Origin of the sequence: Phenylobacterium sp., from assembly GCF_030651755.1 — a bacterium.
Lineage (GTDB): Bacteria > Pseudomonadota > Alphaproteobacteria > Caulobacterales > Caulobacteraceae > Phenylobacterium.
This window is the reverse complement of sequence record NZ_JAUSBZ010000124.1, coordinates 14,147-33,199: the sequence shown is the minus strand read 5'-3', so window position 1 is coordinate 33,199 and position 19,053 is coordinate 14,147. Positions and strand designations below refer to the sequence as shown.

Sequence of the window (19,053 nt, the reverse complement as noted above, 5' to 3'; positions counted from 1 at the left end):
AGCGGATTGAAGACGGATATCGAAGGTCTGATGGGCGAGGCCGAGGTCCGCGAGGACACCGAGGTGGCCCGTATGGTCAAGGTGTTCGAGGCTATGAAGCCCAAGGACTCCGCGGCCCGGATGACCGTCCTGGATGACTCCGTCCGCCTTCCGATCGCCGCGGCGATGAAGGAACGCGCCCTCTCGGCCATGCTGGCGGCCATGCCGCCGGCGGAGGCCAAGCGGTTGACCGAGAGCCTTGCTGGCCGGTTCGAGGCGGCCCGCGCCCTGGGCAAGGCCCTGAACGCCACTGAAAACGCGGCCGCCCAGGCGGCGCCCCGGCCTGCCGCTCCTGCGGCCAAGGCGGGCGGCTGAGCCGGTGAGCCTGCGTCGCACCCTGCGCTCCGGCGTCGCGGCGGCCTGTATCCTGGCCACGGCCGCGCCGGCAGGCGTGCTCGCCCAGGCGACGGCGCCGTCGACGGCCGAGCCCCTGGAAGTGCGGGTGGCGCAGGCGCGGGGATTCTCCCGCATTGAGTTCCAATGGCGTGGTGCTGCGCGCATGACCAGCCGGCAGGCTGGCCCGATCCTGACCCTGCGGTTCAGTCGGGACGCCAATCCAGACCTGACCCGGCTTCGGGTGTCGCCACCGCGGGGCCTGAAAACCGCGCAGGCCCGCCATGTGGGCGGCGTGCTTGAGCTCGACCTGACGCTAGACGAGGGCTTTGAGGCGCGGATCGGCCAGGCCGATGGCTCTGCCTTCGTCAATATCGCTCCTAGGCCCGAGCCCCCGCCGGCCACCGACCAGGCGCCTCAGACCGCCGCCGCCCCCGCCGCGCCTCTGGAGCCGCCGCCGAGGCGGCCAGATCCGGTTCCGGCCGACGGAGTGGTGCGGCTTGACGCCCGCTTGGAGGGCGCCCAGGCGGTCCTGCGATTCCCCTGGGCGGCGCCCGCCGGCGCGGCGGTCTTTCGCCGCGGCGACGCCGTCTGGGTCGTGTTCGATGCGCCTGCCCGTCTGGATGTGTCCAAGGCGCCCCGAGGTCTGCGGCAGTTTTCCCGCATGGAAGCCTTCCGGGGGCCAGACTATTCGGCGGTGCGGATCGCCAGTCCCCAAGGGGTGCCGGTCTTCGCCATCAGCGAAGGCTCGACCTGGATCATCGCCCTGGGCGCTGGCGCTCAACCTCAGCCCGCCTTGATCGGGGTTCGGCGCGATGAGACCGGCGGCCCTGCGACCCTGACCGCGGCGGTCTCCGGCGTCACCCGCATCGTGCGCATCCCTGATCCCATGGTGGGCGACACCCTCGCCGTCGCGACGGCGCTGGGGCCGGCCAAGGGCCTGCCGTCCCGGCGAGAATTCGTGCAGATGGCCCTGTTGCCCTCGGCCCAGGGCCTGGCCATGGAGACCTTCGCCGAGGATATCACCCTGTCGCGCCAGGGGGACCTGGTGGCGATCGGCCGCCCCCAGGGGCTGGCCTTGTCGTCGGCCAATGTCACCGCCCGGCGGAACGAGGTTCCTGAGGGCGCGCCTGCGCCCGCGGGTCGGCCTGCGCTTGTGGACTATGAGACCTGGCCAAAGACCGGCTCCGGCGGCTTCATGTCGCGCTACAACGCCCTGGTCACCGCCGCGGCCGAGGAAGGGCTCGACGGACAGGACGCCAAGGTCGCCGCCCGGATGGCCCTGGCCCGTTTCCTGGTGGGGACGGAGCTCGCATTTGAGGCTATCGGCGTTCTGAACGATGTGGCCCGCCAGCACCCGTCTTTGCTGGGGGACGCGGAGTTCCGTGGCCTGCGCGGCATCTCCCGGGTGATGGCCAGGCGTTACAAGGAGGCGAACGCAGACTTTTCCGCCCCCGCCCTGGCCAACGATCCGTCGGCGGCGCTCTGGCGATCCTATCTGGCGGCCCAAACCGCCCAGTGGCCGGAGGCCCGCAAGGAATTCGCCGCCGGCGCGGCGGCCTATAATCAGTTTCCCGCCGTCTGGCGCCAGCGCTTCGCCCGCGCCGACGCCAAGGCCGCCCTGGAGATGGGCGACCTGGACGGCGCCAATTCCCGCATCCGCATGGCCCTCACTGAGGAGACGGACGCCCTGGAGGAGCTGGCGGTCAGGCTCCTGCAGGCAGAGCTGGCCGAAAAACGTGGCCAGACCGGTCGGGCGCTGCGGATCTATCAGGCGGTCGCCACGGCGCCGGTGGACTACCTGTCAGCCCCCGCCCTGCTCAACGCCACGCGCATCCGCTTTGAGGAAGGGGCCATCACCCCGGTTCAAGCCGCCGCCGCCTATGACAGCTTGCGCTTCCGCTGGCGGGGCGACGCCACCGAGCTGGCCACGATCCGGGCGCTGGGTCGGCTCTATCTCAGTCAGGGCCGCTACCGCGAGGCGCTTGAAGCCCTGCGCTCGGCGGGCCAGCGCCTGCCGGACCTGCCGGAAGCCCTCGGGCTCCAGGCCGACCTCGGCGCAGCCTTCCGGGCCCTGTTCCTGGATGGCCTGGCTGACGGTCTGGAGCCTGTGCAGGCCCTGGCCCTGTTCTTCGATTTCAAGGATCTCACCCCCCTGGGCGCCGACGGCGACATGATGGTGCGCCGCCTGGTGCGCCGTTTGGTGGACGTGGACCTGCTCAACCAGGCCGCTGACCTGCTGAGCTACCAGGTGGATAACCGTCTGGATGGCGTGCCTCGGGCCCAGGTGGCCACGGACCTGGCGCTCATCTACCTGATGGACCGGCGGCCAGAGCAGGCCCTGGTGACGATCAATGGCACGCGCTCGACCATTCTGCCGCAGCAGCTGAACGCCGACCGTCGATTGATTGAGGCCAGGGCGCTCTCGGACCTGGGGCGGCTCGATCATGCCCTCGAGGTCCTGGAACGGGATGACACCGCAGAGGCCCGCGACCTGCGAGCCGAGATCGTCTGGCGTCAGAAAGACTGGCCGAGTGCGGGCAGGCTGTTCGAGGCCTCCTTGGGGGACCGCTGGCGCAATGAGGCGGCCCTGAGCGCTGAGGACGAGGGCAAGCTGCTCCGGGCCGGCGTGGCTTTCAGTCTGGCCGGTGATGATGCGGCCCTGGCCCGGATGGAAGAACGCTATGCCCGCTTCCTCGATGACGCCCGCAATCCCGAGGCCCTGAGGGTGGCGCTGACAGGGGTCGCCTCGGGCCCGATCGGGGTCGGCGAGTTTGGCCGCCTGACCGCCGACAACGAAGCCTTCGCCGGCTGGGTCGCCAGAATGAAGGACAAGTTCCGCGCTGCTGCCGCACCTGCGGCCCAGGCCGCGGCGAACCCGGCTGCGGCTGCAAAGCCGGCCTGACAGCGACAATCAAGCCCTGGGGCGGCGCGTGGCCTCAGGACGCCTTGGAAAGCGGTGGCTTGGCCTGCCAGCCTTCGACGGCCCCCACCAGGGCGCAGTTCCGATAGAGCCGGGTCAGATTCATCTCGTTGACCGGAGCGAGGGTCACGGCGAACCTTATGATGGTGTCAGCCGGGACGATGTAGCCGCCGCCCACGACACGGCAGATGTCGTTTTCCGCCAGCTTGGCGAGACGCCGGCGGGTGGTCTCAAAGGGCACGCCCGACTCCCGGGCCAGCGCCGCAATGCTGATCGGCGTCTTTTCGGCGTCAGGGATCAGCGGCGCCCCATCGGTGTCCGTCGACGGGGCCCGGGCGTCGCCCAGGTCTACGGTGTTCAGATAGCTGAGGTTCAGCACCAGCAGCAGGTTCATATAGTCTCCGCACAGCAGCCGCATCTCGCCGCCGACGCGCAGGGCGTAGTTCATGAAGTACCGCGCCACCGCGCGATAGGGATGCTCCGACGGATGGCAGGGCGGCGACGGCAGCGGACGGCCGGCGAAGTAGTCCAGGTCGGCGAGGCGCCGGTAGGTCAGCGCGGCCAAGGCGTCGATGGCCGTCACCGTGGCGGCGTTGGCCGGTGTGCGGAAGTAGGACTCCGGGACGATCACGCCGGCGGAGTCAGCGACGATGACCCCCTTGGCCTTCAGGCGGTTCACCCGGCGGCGCACGGTTTCGAACCTGAGATCCAGGCTGTCGGCCACCCGGCTGATGCTGACCCGGCGCCGCGCCATGTCGGGCGGCGGTCGATCCAGGGGCCCGAAGGCCATCTGCTCGTCGAGACCCGAGGTCGCAACATCGACATTGGCCTGGATGATGGTCGCCACCAGCAGGGCGTCCATGGGATCGAGACTCTTGTCCCGGCCCTGCCACACGGCGAGCAGCGCGCCGCGGGAAATATTGAGCGCTGCGGACTCTAGGGCGGTGAGCGCCTGGGGATTCATCGCAGGGGTATGGTCCAGGGGGAGAGGCGAAGCAATATGAGGCTGTCAATCGCGGGATTGGCAAACGGAAATCGGCCCCGCCGCCAGGCCGCTGGTTTCCTTTGACCTGGACTGGCCCATCATGGCTTCGTCTCCCTAACAAAGAGGCGACAGTGGGAGGCCGGGGCGTGGCGCAGTTTGGAAGCTATCAGAACGAAATCTACCAGGGCGGACTGCGCGGTGTGCTGCCAGGTGTGCCGGTCGACTACGCCACGCTGGTTAAACGGGCGACCGCGGCCATGCCGGATCATGTGCTGAACTACGTCCAGGGCGGGTGCGGCGATGAGTTCACCCAGGACCAGAATGCGGCCGCCTTCCACCACTGGGGCATGGTCCCGCGCATGATGGTCGAGACCAGCGTGCGGGATCTGTCGGCCGACCTGTTTGGCCACACCTATCACTCGCCTCTGTTCATGGCCCCGATCGGGGTCACCGCCATGTGCAGCCAGGACCAGCACGGCGATATCGCGGCGGCCCAGGCCTCGGCCATGACCGGCGTGCCCATGGTGGTCTCCACCCTGGGCAATGACACCCTTGAGGAGGTGTCGCCGCATCTGGGCCAGACGCCCGGCTTCTTCCAGCTCTATACCCCGCGCAACAAGGAGTTGGCCGAGAGCCTGATCACCCGGGCCGAGGCGGCGGGCTATCGCGGGATCATCGTCACCCTGGACACCTGGGTCACCGGCTTCCGCCCCCGGGACCTTAACGCCGGCAATTTCCCGCAGCTGCGCGGCCACGTGCTCAAGAACTACACGGCCGATCCGGTCTTCCAGAAGCTGCTGGGCAAGGACGCCTCGGCGTCGCCGGCCGAGGCGGTGGCCCTGTGGGGCTCGCTGTTTGGCCGGCCCATGCTGTGGGAGGACATCGCCTGGCTGAAGTCGGTGACAAAACTGCCGATCATCCTGAAGGGCATCTGCCACCCCGATGATGCCCGCAAGGCGGTCGATCTGGGGGCCGATGGCATCTACTGCTCCAATCACGGCGGCCGCCAGGCCAATGGGGGCATCGCGGCCATCGACATGCTGCCCGACGTGGTGAAGGCCAGCGGCGACGTCCCCGTCTGGTTCGACTCCGGAATCCGCTCGGGCTCCGACGTGGTCAAGGCCCTGGCCATGGGCGCCTCAGCCGTGGGCGTCGGTCGCCCCTTCGTCTACGGTCTGGCCCTGGACGGCGCCGCCGGCGCCGCCCATGTGCTCAAGTGCATCCTGGCCGAGGCCGACCTCTTCATGGCCGTCAACGGCATGCCCACCCTGGCCGATCTGCGACGGGAAGGCGTGCGGCGGCTGTAGGGCTCCGTCGGCGCCTGGCTGACAACCTACTATGCGGGCGCCGATCCGATCTTGAGTTTCGTGCTAAGTTTGCCCGAATGGACCGGGTGTTTGCTTGCTGGGGGTAGGCGTGAGCGACATTGAAGGGCTTCCTGCAACCGAGGGAAAGCAACAATTTTTCGAGATCTACAGCGCCTAGGCGTAAAGACCGGCCCTCAAAAGTTGCGTTGATTGTGGCGGTTTTGCTGGTGGTCATGTGGAGTATTGTTGATCTGACAGGCGCCATCCGCGCGGTGGGGGCATCAATACCATCGGGATCGCCAAATGCGATGAGCTTTATGGTGGGCGGCCGGTTCAGTTCGGCTTTCTTTAAAGCAATTTTTATATGGGCGATTTTCTATTTCTTATATTGGAAGAACAAGAAGCGAGATCAAGAAAAGGTCTACTTTTTTCTCTTGTTGTCTGTGGCTGTCTTTATAAACATGATGTCGCTCCTGCTTATGTAGTGACGGTTTGATCTTGCGGCGGCATGTTGGACTCTTAAGTCGCGGGTGGATCCTACATTTCTGATGCAGCCACCTGCCCGTCGCCGAACCAGGCGAAGGCCTGAACCACGGAAATCTGTTCAGGACCGGTAAGGCGCAGGTGGGTCATCAACTCGTCTCGAGAAAAGGCGCCCCCCGCAGCGTAGACTGGGCGCGGAGGATTTCCCGCCGCCGTGATCCAGACGTCGCCGGAACCAAATACGCCATGCGCCACCAAGACGTCTCCGACCTTACAGCCGCCGGCAGATTCCATCCATTCGCTTAGTTCAGACACCACGATCGCAGCCTCAGGGTGCCCTGCCGCTCTGACTCTCCGCCACTTGGGTTGATCAGGGTCGGCGCAGTCCAGGATCGTCAGAAGCTCAAGAGTGCGCGCCGACGCGAAGAAATCGGATACGTTGACCTCCGTTGTAACCTGGTCTCCGGCCACAGCGGCGCGCACGCGGGTGAGGAGCAGATCGTCGCTACGAGTAACGGGTTCCGCCGCGAGCAAGTCTCCTTGAGGACTTCGGAACACGATGTGAGGCAGTCTGAAATCGATGGCCCAAGTGTTTCCGCAGGCATCAAAACCTCTGGGGCCCAATTGCCCATGATCCCAGAAGGCAGGGGATGTGTGTCCTGAGTCCGCGTGTGCCGATTCGCGTTCAGTGAATGCGGAGAACCAGTGCGGCGGGAGCCTGCGAGGATCTAGCAAAACGTTAAAGCCGTACGGTAGGCGATGAACAACCACGGAGAACCTTTCGTCTCCGATTCCCTTAATTCTCTCAACGGTTTGGGCCGTGAGGGATAGGCCAGTGTCGAGGAGACAGTCGTCGCCTGGCGCGAATTCGCCCCCGATGGGAGGGCAGGCAGGCGGAGCGGGCGGTTCAAAAACGACGAGGTCAATCGAAGCGGCGTCCAACAAGGCGGCCGGCGTGCGGAGGCTCTCGAATGCCAAATAGGCGTTCCAATCCTCGCGCATGGTACAAGCCAGGCTCGGACCGACGCACAGCGCGAGGGTCAGAGCGGCGGTTAGGCTGATGAAAGCCAAGCGCATCCGCGCCGTCCCGCCGCCCGACAGCCTAATCTTCCGCTTGAACCAGCTTGGCATTGGAGGCGATGAAGCGCGCCTCGTCGGCGGGAATGAGCCGGAAGCCGGCCGTCATCATGCCCATGCGGACCTGCTGCTCAACATAGTAGGTGGCGCCGGGCTCAACCTCCATGCGCAGTCGATCCTCCGCCTTGTTCAGGGCCATCGGACCGGCGAGATTGAAGGTGTGGAGCCGGGGCTCCACATCGACGCTGAACGCCCCGCCGTTCTTGAGGCTGCCCAGGACCGGAGATTCGGGCGTCGGCTTGCCGTCATCGCCGACCTCCACGACCCGGTACGCATAGATGGCGTTGTTGATCCGCGACGGTCGGAAGAAGACAATCCGACCGGTTTCAGACACGGGCGTTGCGGCAGGGGCGGTCTGGCCAGCCTCATCTCCCGCCATCTGGACAGGCTCCGTGGCGGGGATCGGCTGCTGAGCCGGCGCCTCTTGCGCCATGGCGCTGGCGCAGATGAGCGATAGGGCGGCCGCGGCCGCGGCCGCAAGCGCGAGTGTCTTCATGTCTTAGTTCCCCCCGTTGAAGGCGCCGCTGACTGGCGCATGAAAATCCTCTGCAAGGCGTACGGTCGCCCGCATACCGGCCGGGAATTCGATTTCCCCGCCCTCAATGAACAGCGCCACGGGACTGGCATATAGGGTCATGGTGATCCCTGATGCCAATCCGACCCTCGAAGCGCCGGAGGCCATCACGGTCATGCCGCGCACCTGCACGGCTTGCCCATGAAGCACGAGGCGTCTCGCTGCGATGATCAGCTTGCCCTGTCGGCCGTTCATGCCGGCTCTGGCGACATCAATGACCTCGCCTTCGCCCACGGCGCCGGCCTCGACCAGGGTCACGCCATCTCGCACGATCGGTTCGGCGAGGCGGATCGCGAAGCGATAGCCTTGCGGCGTCGTGTCGGAGCGCAGCGTCTCGGCCAGTTCGACCTCAAGGGTGGTCCCGGCCGGCAGCAGCGGCGCGCCCGTTGTCGCGTAGGGGCCGCTCTTCATCGCCACGGGCGGCGCGACGCCGACAGGAGCGGCCGTTTCGGCGGTGTCACCGCTGAGGGCCAGAAGGCAAACCAGAACTGCGGGCGACAACATTGGATCGAGCCTCCAAGCGTCGCCGTAGCATGCCGCCTGACGCTCGCCAAGGTTGTTGCGGGTTATCTGGAACGCGCCTGTTCGGCTAGGCGCCGCCCGTCGCTAACCCCCGCCGGTTCCCCGCTGGAAGCTCTCCACGAGACTGCCGGCGACGAGTCGCCAGCCGTCCACCAGGACGAAGAAGATCAGCTTGAAGGGCAGGGAGACCACCACGGGCGGGAGCATCATCATGCCCATGCTCATCAGCACGCTGGCCACGACGAGGTCGATGACCAGGAAGGGCACGAACAGCAGGAAGCCGATCTCGAAGGCGGTCTTGAGTTCGGAAATCATGAAGGCCGGGGTGACGACGCGAAGCGGCAGCTCCTCGACGCTTGAGGGCTGCTCCATCCGTGACAGTCGGGCGAACAGGGCCAGGTCCTCCCGGTCGACCTGAGAGAGCATGAAGGTCTTCACGGGCGTAGAGGCGGCCTCGAAGGCCTCGGGCAGCTCCATCTCCTGGTCCAGCAGGGGGCGAATGCCGTCCTCGTAGGACCGCTCGAAGGTCGGGGCCATGATGATGGCGCTGAGGAATAGGGCCAGGCTGATGATCACCGCATTGGGGGGGCTCTGCTGCAGGCCCAGCGCCGTGCGCAGCAGGGACAGGACGACCACGATCCGGACGAAGGAGGTGGTCATGATGACGATGGAGGGCGCCAGCGACAGGACGGTCAGCAGGCCGACCAGCTGGACCACCCGTTCGGTCAGACCCGCGCCTGTGCCAAGGTCGATGTTCAACGCCTGCGCCTGGGCGACTGTGGGGCCGATCAGGCTGGCCAGGCTGATCAGGGCGGCGAGTCCCGCAGCACGGCGCCAGTCGGCGGCGGGCAGGCAGGTGAGGGCGCGGAAGAGCGGGCGCATCAGGCTTGGGCCTTGGGCTTGCGGGCTTTGCGGGGCGCGGGCGGGCTGGCGAGAGGCTGCGGCGTCGCAGGCGGAGGCAGCACCTGGCCTTCCCCCAGCAACAACAGACGCTCTTCCCCGTCGCAGGAGACGATCAGCAGTCGGCGGTTGGGATCCAGCACCAGGGTCTCCACCACCGACAGGCGACGTTCAGCCCGAGTGGGCGCGAACCGGGCCATGGCCTCGGGGCCAAAACGGCGCAGGGCTACGCCGGCCAGTCCGATCAGGCCGATCGTGATGGCGAGGGCGAAGACCGCCCGGGCGAAGCTGGCGAGATCCATGGGCGCACCTGTCCGGCGAACGGGCGCCGATCTTGGCCCTGGTTTTGCCGCGACACTCTTAAGGAGCGATTAACCCTGTTTATTCACCATGTTGGGATGAACGTGGCCGATCTCCCTCTGTTCTCGATGTTGCGCGGTCGCCTCAGTCACCTGGGCGAGCGCCAGCGACTGATCGCCCAGAACGTCGCCAATTCCGAGACGCCGGGCTACCAGCCCCACGACGTGAAGGCCTACAGCTTCCAGGCCCAGCTTCGTGGCGCACAGATGGCTCAGGCCGGCGCCCCGGCCCGCACCCAGGCCACCCACTTGAACGGCACGGTCAATCGGACAGCGGCCGCCTCGACCTTCAAGGCGGTTCGGACCAAGGATTCCGAGACCACCATGGATGGCAACTCCGTGGTGCTTGAGGAGGAGATGATGAAGATGTCGGAGGCCCGCATGGCCTATGACGCCGCCGTCGGCTTCTACCAGAAATCCCTCAATCTGCTGCGCACGGCGGCCCGCCCGCCTGGGCGCTGATCTGCGGAGGATGATCGACCAGCATGGCTGAAATCAAATCAACCCAAGGGGCGGCCCAGGCCATCGCGGCCACGGCGCTGCGGGCGCATCAGGCCCGAATGCGGGTCATCGCCGAGAACCTGGCCAACGCCAACTCCACCTCCCAGGTGGCGGGCGGCGATCCCTATCGCCGACAGGTGCCGGTCTTTGAGCCGAGCCGCATTGATGCGGGCCAGGGGGTGCGGATGGCCAGGGTCCAGGCCGACCCCAGCGCCTTTCGGACCGAGTACGAGCCTGGCCATCCCTCCGCCAATGCTGAGGGCTATGTGAAGCTGCCCAACGTCAACTCCCTGGTGGAGGCGATGGACATGCGCGAGGCCCAGCGGGCCTACGAGGCCAATCTCAATGTGATCGAGACCGCGCGCGCCATGGAGATGCGCGTCCTTGATCTGCTCAAGCGCTAGGGACCCCTAGGCCATGATGACCCCGCTCGCCGCCGCCAAGGCCTATGCCGCCACACAAGGCGCCGCCGTTCCCTCCGTCGGTGGAGGTCAGGCCGCCGGCGGGACCGACTTCGGCGCCATGCTGAAGAACGTCATGGATGGGGCGGTGGAGACCTCCCGGGCCGCCGAGACCCAGATGGCCGCCCATGTGCAGGGCAACGCCCAGCTGGTGGACGTGGTCACCGCCATCTCGGCCGCCGAGACCAGCCTGGAGACCGTGATGGCCGTTCGTGATCAGGTGATTTCCGCCTATCAGGAAATCATGCGGATGCCGATCTGACATAGCCGTAGCGCCTCAGGCTGGGCCGCGGGCCGGCGGCCAGATAGGCCGCCTTGCGACCTGCCATCCCATCGTTTTCCAGTGCGGAGACCTCGGTGGCGTCCACCTGATAGAGACGGGCGTTGTTGCCACCGAAAATCGCCGTCTTCACTGATCCATCGGCCGCGCCAAGCTCGGCGAAGCCGTGGCGAACACGCATGTCCTCGGGGATCTCAAGTCGTCGCAGGCCCTCGATCTGCCACTGGGGAGAGCCAGTCCAGACCGCATCGGTCCCCCAGCACACGTGGTCGGCGCCCAGGCCCTTGATCAGAATCCCCATGAGGGCCGCACAGACCCGGGGCTCGGCCACCATGGTCTGTGCGAACACCTGACCCAGGTCGGCATAGACATTGGTGACGCCGTACTTTTCGGGGATTTCCGCCAGATCGCTGACCCAGTCCAGGCGGCCGGTCTCCTCGAACTGGGCCAGGGCCTTGGCCGGGTCCCCCAGGCGGTAAGCGGAGTGATAAATCACGAAGGTCAGGTCGGGCCAGTCCTTGGCCGCCTGGCCCACATCGCGAACGTCGGCGAAGGGCGCCAGGTGCGGGAACTGGGCCTCGACCTCGGCGGAAAACAGCCCCTTGTGCACGCAGACGATCTTGCGCCCGGCCGCGGCCATCTTCTCATAGCCCTTATAGGCTACCGCCTCGTCGTCCATCCGCCAGGGATAGCGGCTGGTGGCCTTGTGGGTGTTGTCCCCCACCGTATAGCCCTTGAGGGAGTCCGGCCGCAGCTCGAGCGCCGCGTCGAGGGCCTCCAGCCAGCCGGGCGCGCCCGGCGTGAAGATGGCGTGGGTGAACAGGCGCCGCCCGCCGGCCTCGGCGTTCACCCGCTCACGGGCCTTGGCCATCTGGCTGTTGGTCAGGAACCAGTCCTCGGGAATGTCCGACGGCGCGCTGGAGATCAGGGCGGCCTTGGTGTCGCTGTCGAGGAACACCTCCTTGATATAGTTGTCGAACTTCAGATCCTCGAGGGTCTGCGGTCGACCTGACAGGTCCGGATTCCAGCCCCGCTGCCCCACCGCCTCGCGCATGCGCACAAAGCCGGTCAGCCGGGTGTCGTCCCGCAGGAAGTGGGTGTGCATGTCCATGATGAACTGGCCGCGCAGGGCCGTTGAGCGCTCCTGCGCCATGTCCGGCGTCGCGGCCTCGGCGCGGCTTGCGGAGAAGACCGGGCCATAGACGTCGTTCAGCGCCACGAAGGCCGCGGCCATGCCCGCCGAAGTCTGGAAGAACCGCCGACGGCTAAGTCCCTGATGCCGGGAAAGCTCGGCGCCCATGTCCATCAGCCGGGCCTGGACCTCTTGCTGGCGGGGGGACTGGACCTGGGGGGCGTATTCGTCGCTGGCCACCATCTGAACCGGGATGGGCGTGCGAGGCGAGGCGGTCTCGGCTGGCTCCAGCTCGGCCTTGTCACGGTCACTGAGAAAACCCATTGGCGTCTTCCTCCTTGGCGGGGCCAGCCTAACCCGACCAGGGGCGCCGGTGGGACACATGCCGGTGAAGGCGCACGCGCTCGAAGGGGAGCCCAAGCGGGGGTTGGCGTGTTAGGTCTGGCGCATGGCAGACCCTCGCATCGCGCTGGCGCGCGTCACCAAGACCTATGGCGCCCACCAGGCTCTGGCCGATGTAAGCCTGGAGATCGCGGCCGGCGAGTTCGTCGCCCTGGTCGGCGCCTCGGGCTCAGGCAAGACCACCCTGCTCAAGACCATCAACGGCCTGATCGTTCCCGACAGCGGCGAGGTGCGGATCGAGGGTGAGGCGGTGGCGGCCCTGGCGCCGCACCTGCTGCGCCGGCGCATCGGTTATGTCTTCCAGGAGGTCGGCCTCTTTCCGCACCTGACGGTGGCCGAGAACATCACCATCACGCCCAAGCTGCTAGGCTGGGACAAGCCCCGCCGCGCCGCCCGCGCCGCTGAGCTGCTGGAGTTGGTGGCCCTGCCGCAGGAGATGGGCCTGCGGTTTCCCGCAGCCCTGTCGGGCGGTCAGCAGCAGCGGATCGGCGTGGCCCGGGCCCTGGCGGCCGAGCCGCACATCGTGCTGATGGACGAGCCCTTTGGCGCCCTGGACCCCCTGACCCGCGACGGCCTCGGCGACGACTACCGCGCCCTGCACGAGCGGCTGAACCTCTCCACCGTCATGGTCACCCACGACATGACCGAGGCCCTGCTGCTGGCCGACCGCATCGTGGTGGTGGCCGATGGGCGGCTGATCGCCGACGGGACGCCCCAGGCCCTGGCCGCCTCCACCGACCCGGAGGTCGCCGCCCTGCTTGCCGCGCCGCGGCGCCAGGCCGAACGGCTGCGCGCCCGCCTGGGAGAGATCGCATGAACCCGCAGGTTGAGGCGGCCTTCGCCCGCCTGCCGGAATATTTCGCCTGGCACGTCCTGCTCAGCGCCTCGGCCCTGGGGCTGGGCCTGCTGATCAGCCTGCCGCTGGCCGTCGCCGCCAGCCGCAACCGCCATATCCGCTGGCCCGTCCTGGCGGGCGCGAGCCTGATCCAGACCATTCCGAGCCTGGCCCTGCTGGCTCTGTTCTTTCCGCTGCTGCTGGTGATCTCGGCGGCCAGCGAGGATCTGCTGGGCTACGGGTTTTCCGCCCTGGGCTTCCTGCCCGCCCTGCTCGCGCTCACCCTCTATTCGATGCTGCCCATCGTCCGGAACGGGACCACGGGCATCCTCTCGGTCGACCCCGCCATCATCCAGGCGGCCGAAGGCGTCGGCATGACCCCGCGTCAGCGCCTGCTGCAGGTGGAGCTGCCCCTGGCGGCGCCAGTCATCATGGCCGGGGTGCGGACCGCCGCGGTCTGGACCATTGGGGCCGCGACGCTTTCAACGCCGGTCGGCCAGACCAGCCTCGGCAACTACATCTTTTCAGGGCTGCAGACAGAGAACTGGGTGCTGGTGCTGTTCGGCTGCGCGGCCTCGGCCCTGCTGGCCATGGTCACCGACCAGCTGCTGGGTCTGATCGAGGCCGGCGCCGCCCGACGGGACCTCAAACGGGCGGCGTTGGGCGCGGCGGGAATCCTGATCGGCGTCATCGTCGCCCTGACGCCGCTGATCAGCTTCGGCAAGCCGGCCAGCTATACGGTGGGCGCCAAGAACTTCTCCGAGCAGTACATCCTGGCCGAGATGATCGCCGAGCGGATCGAGGATCTGGGCGGCGAGGCGCGGATGAAGGAGGACCTGGGTTCGGCCATCGCCTACCGCGCCTTGGCCTCGGGCGAGATCGACGTCTATGTCGACTATTCCGGCACGCTTTGGGCCAATGTCCTGAACCGGGAGGACAATCCTGGGCGCCAGGAGGTTCTGGAGGCGCTGACCAAAGAACTCGCCGAGCGCGACGGGGTCCTGGTCCTGGGCTCGCTGGGATTCGAGAACGCCTATGCGCTGGCCATGCGCCAGGACCGCGCGACGGCGCTGGGGATCGAGAGCCTGGATGATCTGGCGCGGCGTTCGGCCAGCCTGACCATGGGCGGCGACCTGGAGTTCTTCGCCCGTCCGGAGTGGACGGCGATCAATGAGGCCTATGGCTTCAACTTCCGCGCCCGGCGCTCCTACCAGCCCACCTTCATGTTCCGCGCGGTGACGTCTGGCGATGTAGACGTGATCTCGGCCTTCTCCAGCGACGGCCGGATCGCCGCTGATGATCTGGTCACCCTGACCGATCCTCGCCAGGCGCTGCCGCCCTATGACGCGGTGGTGCTGATCGCGCCGGGTCGGGTGAATGACGCCCGGCTGCTGGCGGCGCTGCGGCCGTTGATCGGCGCCATCCCGGTGGAGGCCATGCGCGACGCCAATTACAGCGTCGATCGGGACGCCGACAAGCGACGCCCGGTGGAGGCGGCCCGCGCCCTGTCCCAGCAGCTCGGTCTGGACTGAAGCTCCCGCGGCTCAGCGCTGGTTGTCGGAGCTCGGCGGCGGGGCCAGCAGGCGCAGGCCTTCAGGCGTGATGTCCCAGCCCTGGCGGCTGCGCATGGCAAGGCCCAGCTCGACCAGGACCTGGGCGTCGCTGATGTTGATAAAAGGCACCTCGCCCCCGGCCTTCTTGCGGCTGAGGTTCCTGAGCGCGTGGAGTTGCCCTTCAGTCAGATCACTCATCGACGGTCAGCGCGTGCTGCGGCGGTCATTCAGCATCGGCCGGGGCGTCTGCTGCGGGGTGTTGGCCGGGGCGGTGGAGCGCGGATCGGTGAGGTCGCGGCGCGCCGGCGCCTGCAGACGGGACTCGTAGATTTTCATGGACGTCGGCCTTTCGGGCCAGGGCCGCGGCGGTTCCGCGGACTCTGGCGCTCACCCTAGCATGCCGAGGCCGTCTTGTCGGAGGTCAAGTGCGGGACGCCAGCCAGACGTTCCTGGCCGGTGAACACCTCGAAGCCGTCCCGGCGCGCCACCCCGATCAGGGTCATGCCCGCCGACTTGGCGGTGCGAATGGCGAGGGCGGTGGGGGCTGAGACGGCGATGATCACCTGGGCGCCCATGACGGCGGCCTTCTGCACCATCTCCACCGAGACCCGGCTGGTCAGCACCACCGCGCCGGGCGGTGCGCGCATGGTCTCCCGGGCCAGGGCGCCGGCCAGCTTGTCCAGGGCGTTGTGGCGACCGACATCCTCGCGGACGGCGACATAGCCCGACTGCGGGCTCCACCAGCCCGCCGCGTGGACGGCGCGGGTCTGCTCGCCCAGGGTCTGAAGCTGAGGCAGGGCCTCGAGGGCGGCGTGAATGTCCTCAGGAGCGAAGGTCAGACCCCGGGCCACCGTCGGCGGCGCGCGCAGAGCCTGGGCCAGGCTGTCGACGCCGCAGAGGCCGCAGCCGGTGGGGCCGGCCTGGCGCCGCCGCCGCGCCGCCGCGGCCGCCGAACTGCGCGGCTTTAGCCACATCCGCACCTCGATCCCGTCCTCGGCGGCGATCACCTCCATGTCGCGCACGTCTGAGGGGGCGGCGATGATCCCCTCGGTGAGGCTGAAGCCCAGGCCGAAGTCCGTCAGATCTGACGGCGTGGCCATCATGACCGCCGTGGTCGAGGCGTCGTGGACGATGGCCACAGCGGTCTCTTCGGGCACGTCGCGCGGGGTGGGGAGGCCCGTCTCGCCACGGAACCGCAAAGGCCTTGTGCGCACAGCGTCGGGGGTGTCCGGCGAATCTGGACTGCGCAACATTGTGAACTCTCCCCAAGGGGCGGCGGCGCAGGGCAGGCGAACCCGATGGCGACTGCGCCGTTAGCATCCCAACCCCTGCTCTACGCGGAGACCCCATGACCCGTTCCAAGTCCCACATGTCCGGAAAGGTGAAGATCGAACCCTATAAGGGGCCGGCCGGGGGCTGGGGCTCCATGATCGGCATGGCCAAGGTGGTCGGCGCCGAGGGCGACCTGCCGGTTCGCCAGTTATTGCGGCAGAACAAGCCGGACGGCTTCATGTGCGTCAGCTGCGCCTGGGCCAAGCCGGCCAAGCCGCATCCGGCTGAGTTCTGCGAGAACGGGGCCAAGGCCACCATCTGGGACCTGACCCCGCGCCGGGCGACCCGGGACTTCTTCGCCCAGCATAGCGTGACGCAGTTGCGCGACTGGACCGACTATGAACTGGAGCAGGCCGGCCGCCTGACCGAACCCCTGCGCTACGATGCGGCCTCTGACCGCTATGTTCCTTGCGACTGGCAGGAGGCGTTCGACGCCATCGGCGCCGAGCTGAAGCGTCTGGAGCCGACCTCGGCGGTGTTCTACGCCTCGGGCCGGGCGTCGCTGGAGACGTCTTACATGTACGCCCTGATGGCGCGGATGTACGGCAGCCAGAACCTGCCCGACAGCTCCAACATGTGCCACGAATCCACGTCTGTCGGCCTGACCCAGAGCATTGGCGCGCCCGTCGGCACGGTGGTCCTGGACGACTTCGACAAGGCCGACTTCTTCTTCTTTTTCGGCCAGAACGTCGGCTCCAACAGCCCGCGCATGCTGCACGACCTGCAGAAGGCCGTGCGGCGCGGGGCGACCATCGTCACCTTCAACCCCCTGCGTGAGCGAGGGCTGGAGGCGTTCCGCAATCCGCAGTCGCCCTTCCAGATGCTGACGCCCGACGTCACCGAGATCAGCGCACAATATCATCAGGTGAAGACCGGCGGTGATCTGGCGGCGATCACCGGCCTCTGCAAGTGGCTGATCGAAGCCGATGAAATGGCCCGGGCGGCGGGCAACCCGGCCCTGCTGGATCATGACTTCATCGGCCAATACACCCAGGGTTTCGAGGCCTTCGCCGACTTCTGCCGCCAGGCCGACTGGGGCGATATCGAGCGGGAGTCGGGCCTGTCCACCGCCGCCCTGGCGGGCGCAGCAAGGGCCTATGCGGAGAGCGCTGCGGCCATCGGCGTCTACGGCATGGGCCTCACCCAGCAGCGGCTGGGCGTCGAGAACGTCAACATGGTCTGCAACCTGATGCTGCTGCGGGGCAATGTGGGACGGCCCGGCGCCGGCCTCTGCCCGGTGCGCGGCCACTCCAACGTCCAGGGCCAGCGGACGGTGGGGATCACCGAGAAGCCCGAGCTGGCGCCCCTGGACAAGCTGGCCGAGCAGTATGGTTTCGAGCCGCCCCGGGACAAGGGCATGACCACCGTGGAGGTGTGCGAGGGCGTGATGGACGGAACGGTCCGGGCCTTCATTGGCCTGGGCGGCAACTTCCTCCGCGCCGTGCCCGACAGCCCCCGGGTGGAGGCCGCATGGACGGGTCTCGATCTCACCGTGCAGATCGCCACCAAGCTCAATCGCAGCCATCTGGTGAACGGCAGGGTCGCCTATCTGCTGCCCTGTCTCAGCCGGATCGAGGCCGACCTGCAGGCGTCCGGCCCGCAGACGGTTTCGATGGAGGATTCCACCAGCTGCATCCACGCCTCCGACGGGACCCATCCGCCGGCCAGCCCCGATTTGAAGTCCGAACCGGCCATCGTGGCCGGGATCGCCAAGGCCCTGCTGGCGCCCAACCCGAATGTGGACTGGGACGCCTGGACCGCCGACTATGCCCGCGTCCGCGACGCCATCGAGATGACCTATCCGGACAAGTTCGCCGACTTCAACGGCCGCTTCCGCCAGCCCGGCGGCTTCCACCGGGGCAATCCAGCCCGGGAACGGGACTTCAGCGGCATGGAGGGCGGGCGGGCCAGGTTCATCGTCCCCTCCAGCCTCTCGGCCGTGGGCTTCGCCGACCAGGCCGACCTCTTCCGGCTGATGACCCTGCGGTCCAACGATCAGTTCAACACCACGGTCTATGGGTATGACGACCGGTTTCGGGGGATCGCGGGCACGCGGGACGTGGTGCTGATCAACCCCGCGGACATGGCGCGCCTGTCCCTCACTGAGGGCCAGGAGGTGACCCTGGTCACCGACAGCGATGACGGGGTCGACCGGCGCAAGGGCGGGCTGCGGGTCACGGCCTACGACATCCCGCCGGGCTGCCTGGGCGCCTATTATCCGGAGTGCAATGTGCTGGCGCCGGTGGCCCACCATTCCAAGCAGGCCCTGACGCCGGCGGTGAAGGGCATTCCGGTGCGGATTCTGGCCTGAGGCCCGACGGTCGACGTCTATAGGGCCAACCATTGCAGCCCAGGCTTGGCCTTTGCGTTATAAGGCCGTTAGCGGCCGGTCGCTTCGATTTGGCGACAACAGCGGGCCAAGGCTCGCACAGAAACGGAAAAAGACCATGGCGATCACGCGCAAAGAAGAAGCCCGCGCCCTCAGCGGCGACGAAAAGGATCTGGTTGATCGCACCCATCATCCTGAAGTCCAGGAAGCTTCTGACGAGGATCTCCGCGACCTGATCCGGCTGGTGCGCGAGCGACGCGACAAGGCCCGGGACATGGCCCACCAGCGCCGCCGGGAAATGCGCGGCAAGGGCGAGGCCCGCGGCGCCGCCCCGTCCGCCAAGGATGACGGCTCCAAGACCAAGCTCGCTGTCCTGTCCATGGCCCTGCGCCGGGCCAATGGCGAGGCCGAGCGTCGTCGCAAGATGGCCGCCCGGGTGGAGATGACCCAGAACGCCCAGCGCGCCCTGCAGATGAAGAACGACGCCAAGGGCGCGGCAACCCCCAACAGCCGTCACGCTCACAAGGGCATGCGCGAGGCTTCCAGCCAGCGCCGGGAGAACCTGATGCGGCCCATGGAGCGGGGCCGCCAGCGCAAGGCCGGCGCCGTCGCCCAGGCCCGCCGCGACGCCCGCTAAGCCGTCCAAACCCCGCTCTGGCCGGGGCG

The 19,053-nt window shown here is 67.7% G+C and carries 21 protein-coding genes; 11 read left to right on the top strand and 10 right to left on the bottom strand.

Going from position 1 to position 19,053, the window contains the following annotated elements:
• Together Q7V15_RS11705 and Q7V15_RS11700 are read left to right on the top strand one after the other, a co-directional pair.
• A partial coding sequence (locus Q7V15_RS11705) for a MotE family protein (protein WP_370689806.1) occupies positions 1 to 354 on the top strand: 354 nt, incomplete at its 5' end.
• A 4-nt stretch (positions 355 to 358) separates the two neighbouring features.
• Positions 359 to 3,277: an endoglucanase gene (locus tag Q7V15_RS11700; protein WP_304755754.1), complete on the top strand. Its 2,919-nt coding sequence runs from the start codon at positions 359 to 361 to the stop codon at positions 3,275 to 3,277.
• Positions 3,278 to 3,311: 34 nt separating this feature from the next.
• Here the strand turns inward: Q7V15_RS11700 and Q7V15_RS11695 are convergent, their stop codons facing one another.
• Positions 3,312 to 4,259, bottom strand: a complete 948-nt coding sequence (locus Q7V15_RS11695; protein WP_304755752.1) for an Lrp/AsnC family transcriptional regulator — start codon at positions 4,257 to 4,259, stop codon at positions 3,312 to 3,314.
• A gap of 167 nt (positions 4,260 to 4,426) precedes the next feature.
• On the opposite strand from Q7V15_RS11695, the gene Q7V15_RS11690 reads away from it, so the two are divergent.
• Together Q7V15_RS11690 and Q7V15_RS11685 are read left to right on the top strand one after the other, a co-directional pair.
• Complete coding sequence (locus tag Q7V15_RS11690; protein WP_304755750.1) at positions 4,427 to 5,587, top strand: alpha-hydroxy-acid oxidizing protein; 1,161 nt, start codon at positions 4,427 to 4,429, stop codon at positions 5,585 to 5,587.
• A 119-nt stretch (positions 5,588 to 5,706) separates the two neighbouring features.
• The gene (locus Q7V15_RS11685; protein WP_304755749.1) at positions 5,707 to 6,072 is read left to right on the top strand and encodes a hypothetical protein; all 366 of its coding nucleotides are present in this window, start codon (positions 5,707 to 5,709) and stop codon (positions 6,070 to 6,072) included.
• Positions 6,073 to 6,124: 52 nt separating this feature from the next.
• On the opposite strand, the gene Q7V15_RS11680 is transcribed toward Q7V15_RS11685, so the two are convergent.
• From Q7V15_RS11680 to Q7V15_RS11660, 5 genes are all read right to left on the bottom strand, one after another.
• Positions 6,125 to 6,604, bottom strand: coding sequence for a hypothetical protein (locus Q7V15_RS11680; RefSeq protein ID WP_304755747.1), 480 nt, complete (start codon positions 6,602 to 6,604; stop codon positions 6,125 to 6,127).
• Between the two features lie 568 nt (positions 6,605 to 7,172).
• Entirely contained in the window at positions 7,173 to 7,703 is a 531-nt protein-coding gene (locus Q7V15_RS11675) for a hypothetical protein (RefSeq protein WP_304755745.1), read from the bottom strand.
• Between the two features lie 3 nt (positions 7,704 to 7,706).
• Complete coding sequence (locus tag Q7V15_RS11670) at positions 7,707 to 8,285, bottom strand: hypothetical protein (protein WP_304755744.1); 579 nt, start codon at positions 8,283 to 8,285, stop codon at positions 7,707 to 7,709.
• Between the two features lie 102 nt (positions 8,286 to 8,387).
• Complete coding sequence (fliP, locus tag Q7V15_RS11665; protein WP_370689805.1) at positions 8,388 to 9,185, bottom strand: flagellar type III secretion system pore protein FliP; 798 nt, start codon at positions 9,183 to 9,185, stop codon at positions 8,388 to 8,390.
• The gene (locus tag Q7V15_RS11660) at positions 9,185 to 9,505 is read right to left on the bottom strand and encodes a flagellar biosynthetic protein FliO (RefSeq protein ID WP_304755743.1); all 321 of its coding nucleotides are present in this window, start codon (positions 9,503 to 9,505) and stop codon (positions 9,185 to 9,187) included. Before Q7V15_RS11660 ends, fliP begins: the two co-directional genes overlap by 1 nt.
• Positions 9,506 to 9,601: 96 nt before the next feature.
• Between Q7V15_RS11660 and flgB the strand changes: the two genes are divergently transcribed.
• The 3 genes from flgB to fliE are packed head-to-tail and all read left to right on the top strand — an operon-like array spanning position 9,602 to position 10,786.
• Positions 9,602 to 10,024, top strand: coding sequence for a flagellar basal body rod protein FlgB (flgB, locus tag Q7V15_RS11655; RefSeq protein ID WP_304755742.1), 423 nt, complete (start codon positions 9,602 to 9,604; stop codon positions 10,022 to 10,024).
• A gap of 23 nt (positions 10,025 to 10,047) precedes the next feature.
• The gene (gene flgC / locus Q7V15_RS11650; RefSeq protein WP_304755741.1) at positions 10,048 to 10,467 is read left to right on the top strand and encodes a flagellar basal body rod protein FlgC; all 420 of its coding nucleotides are present in this window, start codon (positions 10,048 to 10,050) and stop codon (positions 10,465 to 10,467) included.
• Between the two features lie 13 nt (positions 10,468 to 10,480).
• Positions 10,481 to 10,786 carry a flagellar hook-basal body complex protein FliE gene (gene fliE, locus Q7V15_RS11645; RefSeq protein ID WP_304755739.1) on the top strand — a complete coding sequence of 102 codons (306 nt, stop codon included), beginning with the start codon at positions 10,481 to 10,483 and terminating at the stop codon, positions 10,784 to 10,786.
• Here the strand turns inward: fliE and Q7V15_RS11640 are convergent.
• Positions 10,767 to 12,260, bottom strand: coding sequence for an amidohydrolase family protein (locus Q7V15_RS11640; RefSeq protein ID WP_304755737.1), 1,494 nt, complete (start codon positions 12,258 to 12,260; stop codon positions 10,767 to 10,769). The genes fliE and Q7V15_RS11640 overlap by 20 nt on opposite strands.
• 124 nt (positions 12,261 to 12,384) lie before the next feature.
• Between Q7V15_RS11640 and Q7V15_RS11635 the strand changes: the two genes are divergently transcribed.
• Both Q7V15_RS11635 and Q7V15_RS11630 read left to right on the top strand, forming a co-directional pair.
• Entirely contained in the window at positions 12,385 to 13,155 is a 771-nt protein-coding gene (locus tag Q7V15_RS11635; RefSeq protein ID WP_304755735.1) for an ATP-binding cassette domain-containing protein, read from the top strand.
• Positions 13,152 to 14,705, top strand: a complete 1,554-nt coding sequence (locus tag Q7V15_RS11630) for an ABC transporter permease/substrate-binding protein (RefSeq protein ID WP_304755733.1) — start codon at positions 13,152 to 13,154, stop codon at positions 14,703 to 14,705. Before Q7V15_RS11635 ends, Q7V15_RS11630 begins: the two co-directional genes overlap by 4 nt.
• A gap of 12 nt (positions 14,706 to 14,717) precedes the next feature.
• Here Q7V15_RS11630 and Q7V15_RS11625 read toward each other — a convergent pair whose 3' ends face one another.
• From Q7V15_RS11625 to fdhD, 3 genes are read right to left on the bottom strand one after another with little or no spacing between them, the layout of a single operon-like run.
• A complete protein-coding gene (locus Q7V15_RS11625) occupies positions 14,718 to 14,924 on the bottom strand; it encodes a hypothetical protein (RefSeq protein ID WP_304755732.1) in 207 nt (68 codons plus the stop codon).
• Between the two features lie 6 nt (positions 14,925 to 14,930).
• Entirely contained in the window at positions 14,931 to 15,062 is a 132-nt protein-coding gene (locus tag Q7V15_RS11620; RefSeq protein ID WP_304755730.1) for a hypothetical protein, read from the bottom strand.
• A 56-nt stretch (positions 15,063 to 15,118) separates the two neighbouring features.
• Complete coding sequence (fdhD, locus tag Q7V15_RS11615; protein ID WP_304755728.1) at positions 15,119 to 15,979, bottom strand: formate dehydrogenase accessory sulfurtransferase FdhD; 861 nt, start codon at positions 15,977 to 15,979, stop codon at positions 15,119 to 15,121.
• Positions 15,980 to 16,074: 95 nt separating this feature from the next.
• Here fdhD and Q7V15_RS11610 point away from each other — a divergent pair, with 95 nt between their 5' ends.
• Positions 16,075 to 18,369, top strand: a complete 2,295-nt coding sequence (locus Q7V15_RS11610; RefSeq protein WP_304755727.1) for an FdhF/YdeP family oxidoreductase — start codon at positions 16,075 to 16,077, stop codon at positions 18,367 to 18,369.
• Between the two features lie 136 nt (positions 18,370 to 18,505).
• Positions 18,506 to 19,024, top strand: coding sequence for a hypothetical protein (locus tag Q7V15_RS11605; RefSeq protein ID WP_304755725.1), 519 nt, complete (start codon positions 18,506 to 18,508; stop codon positions 19,022 to 19,024).
• Positions 19,025 to 19,053: the final 29 nt, after the last annotated feature.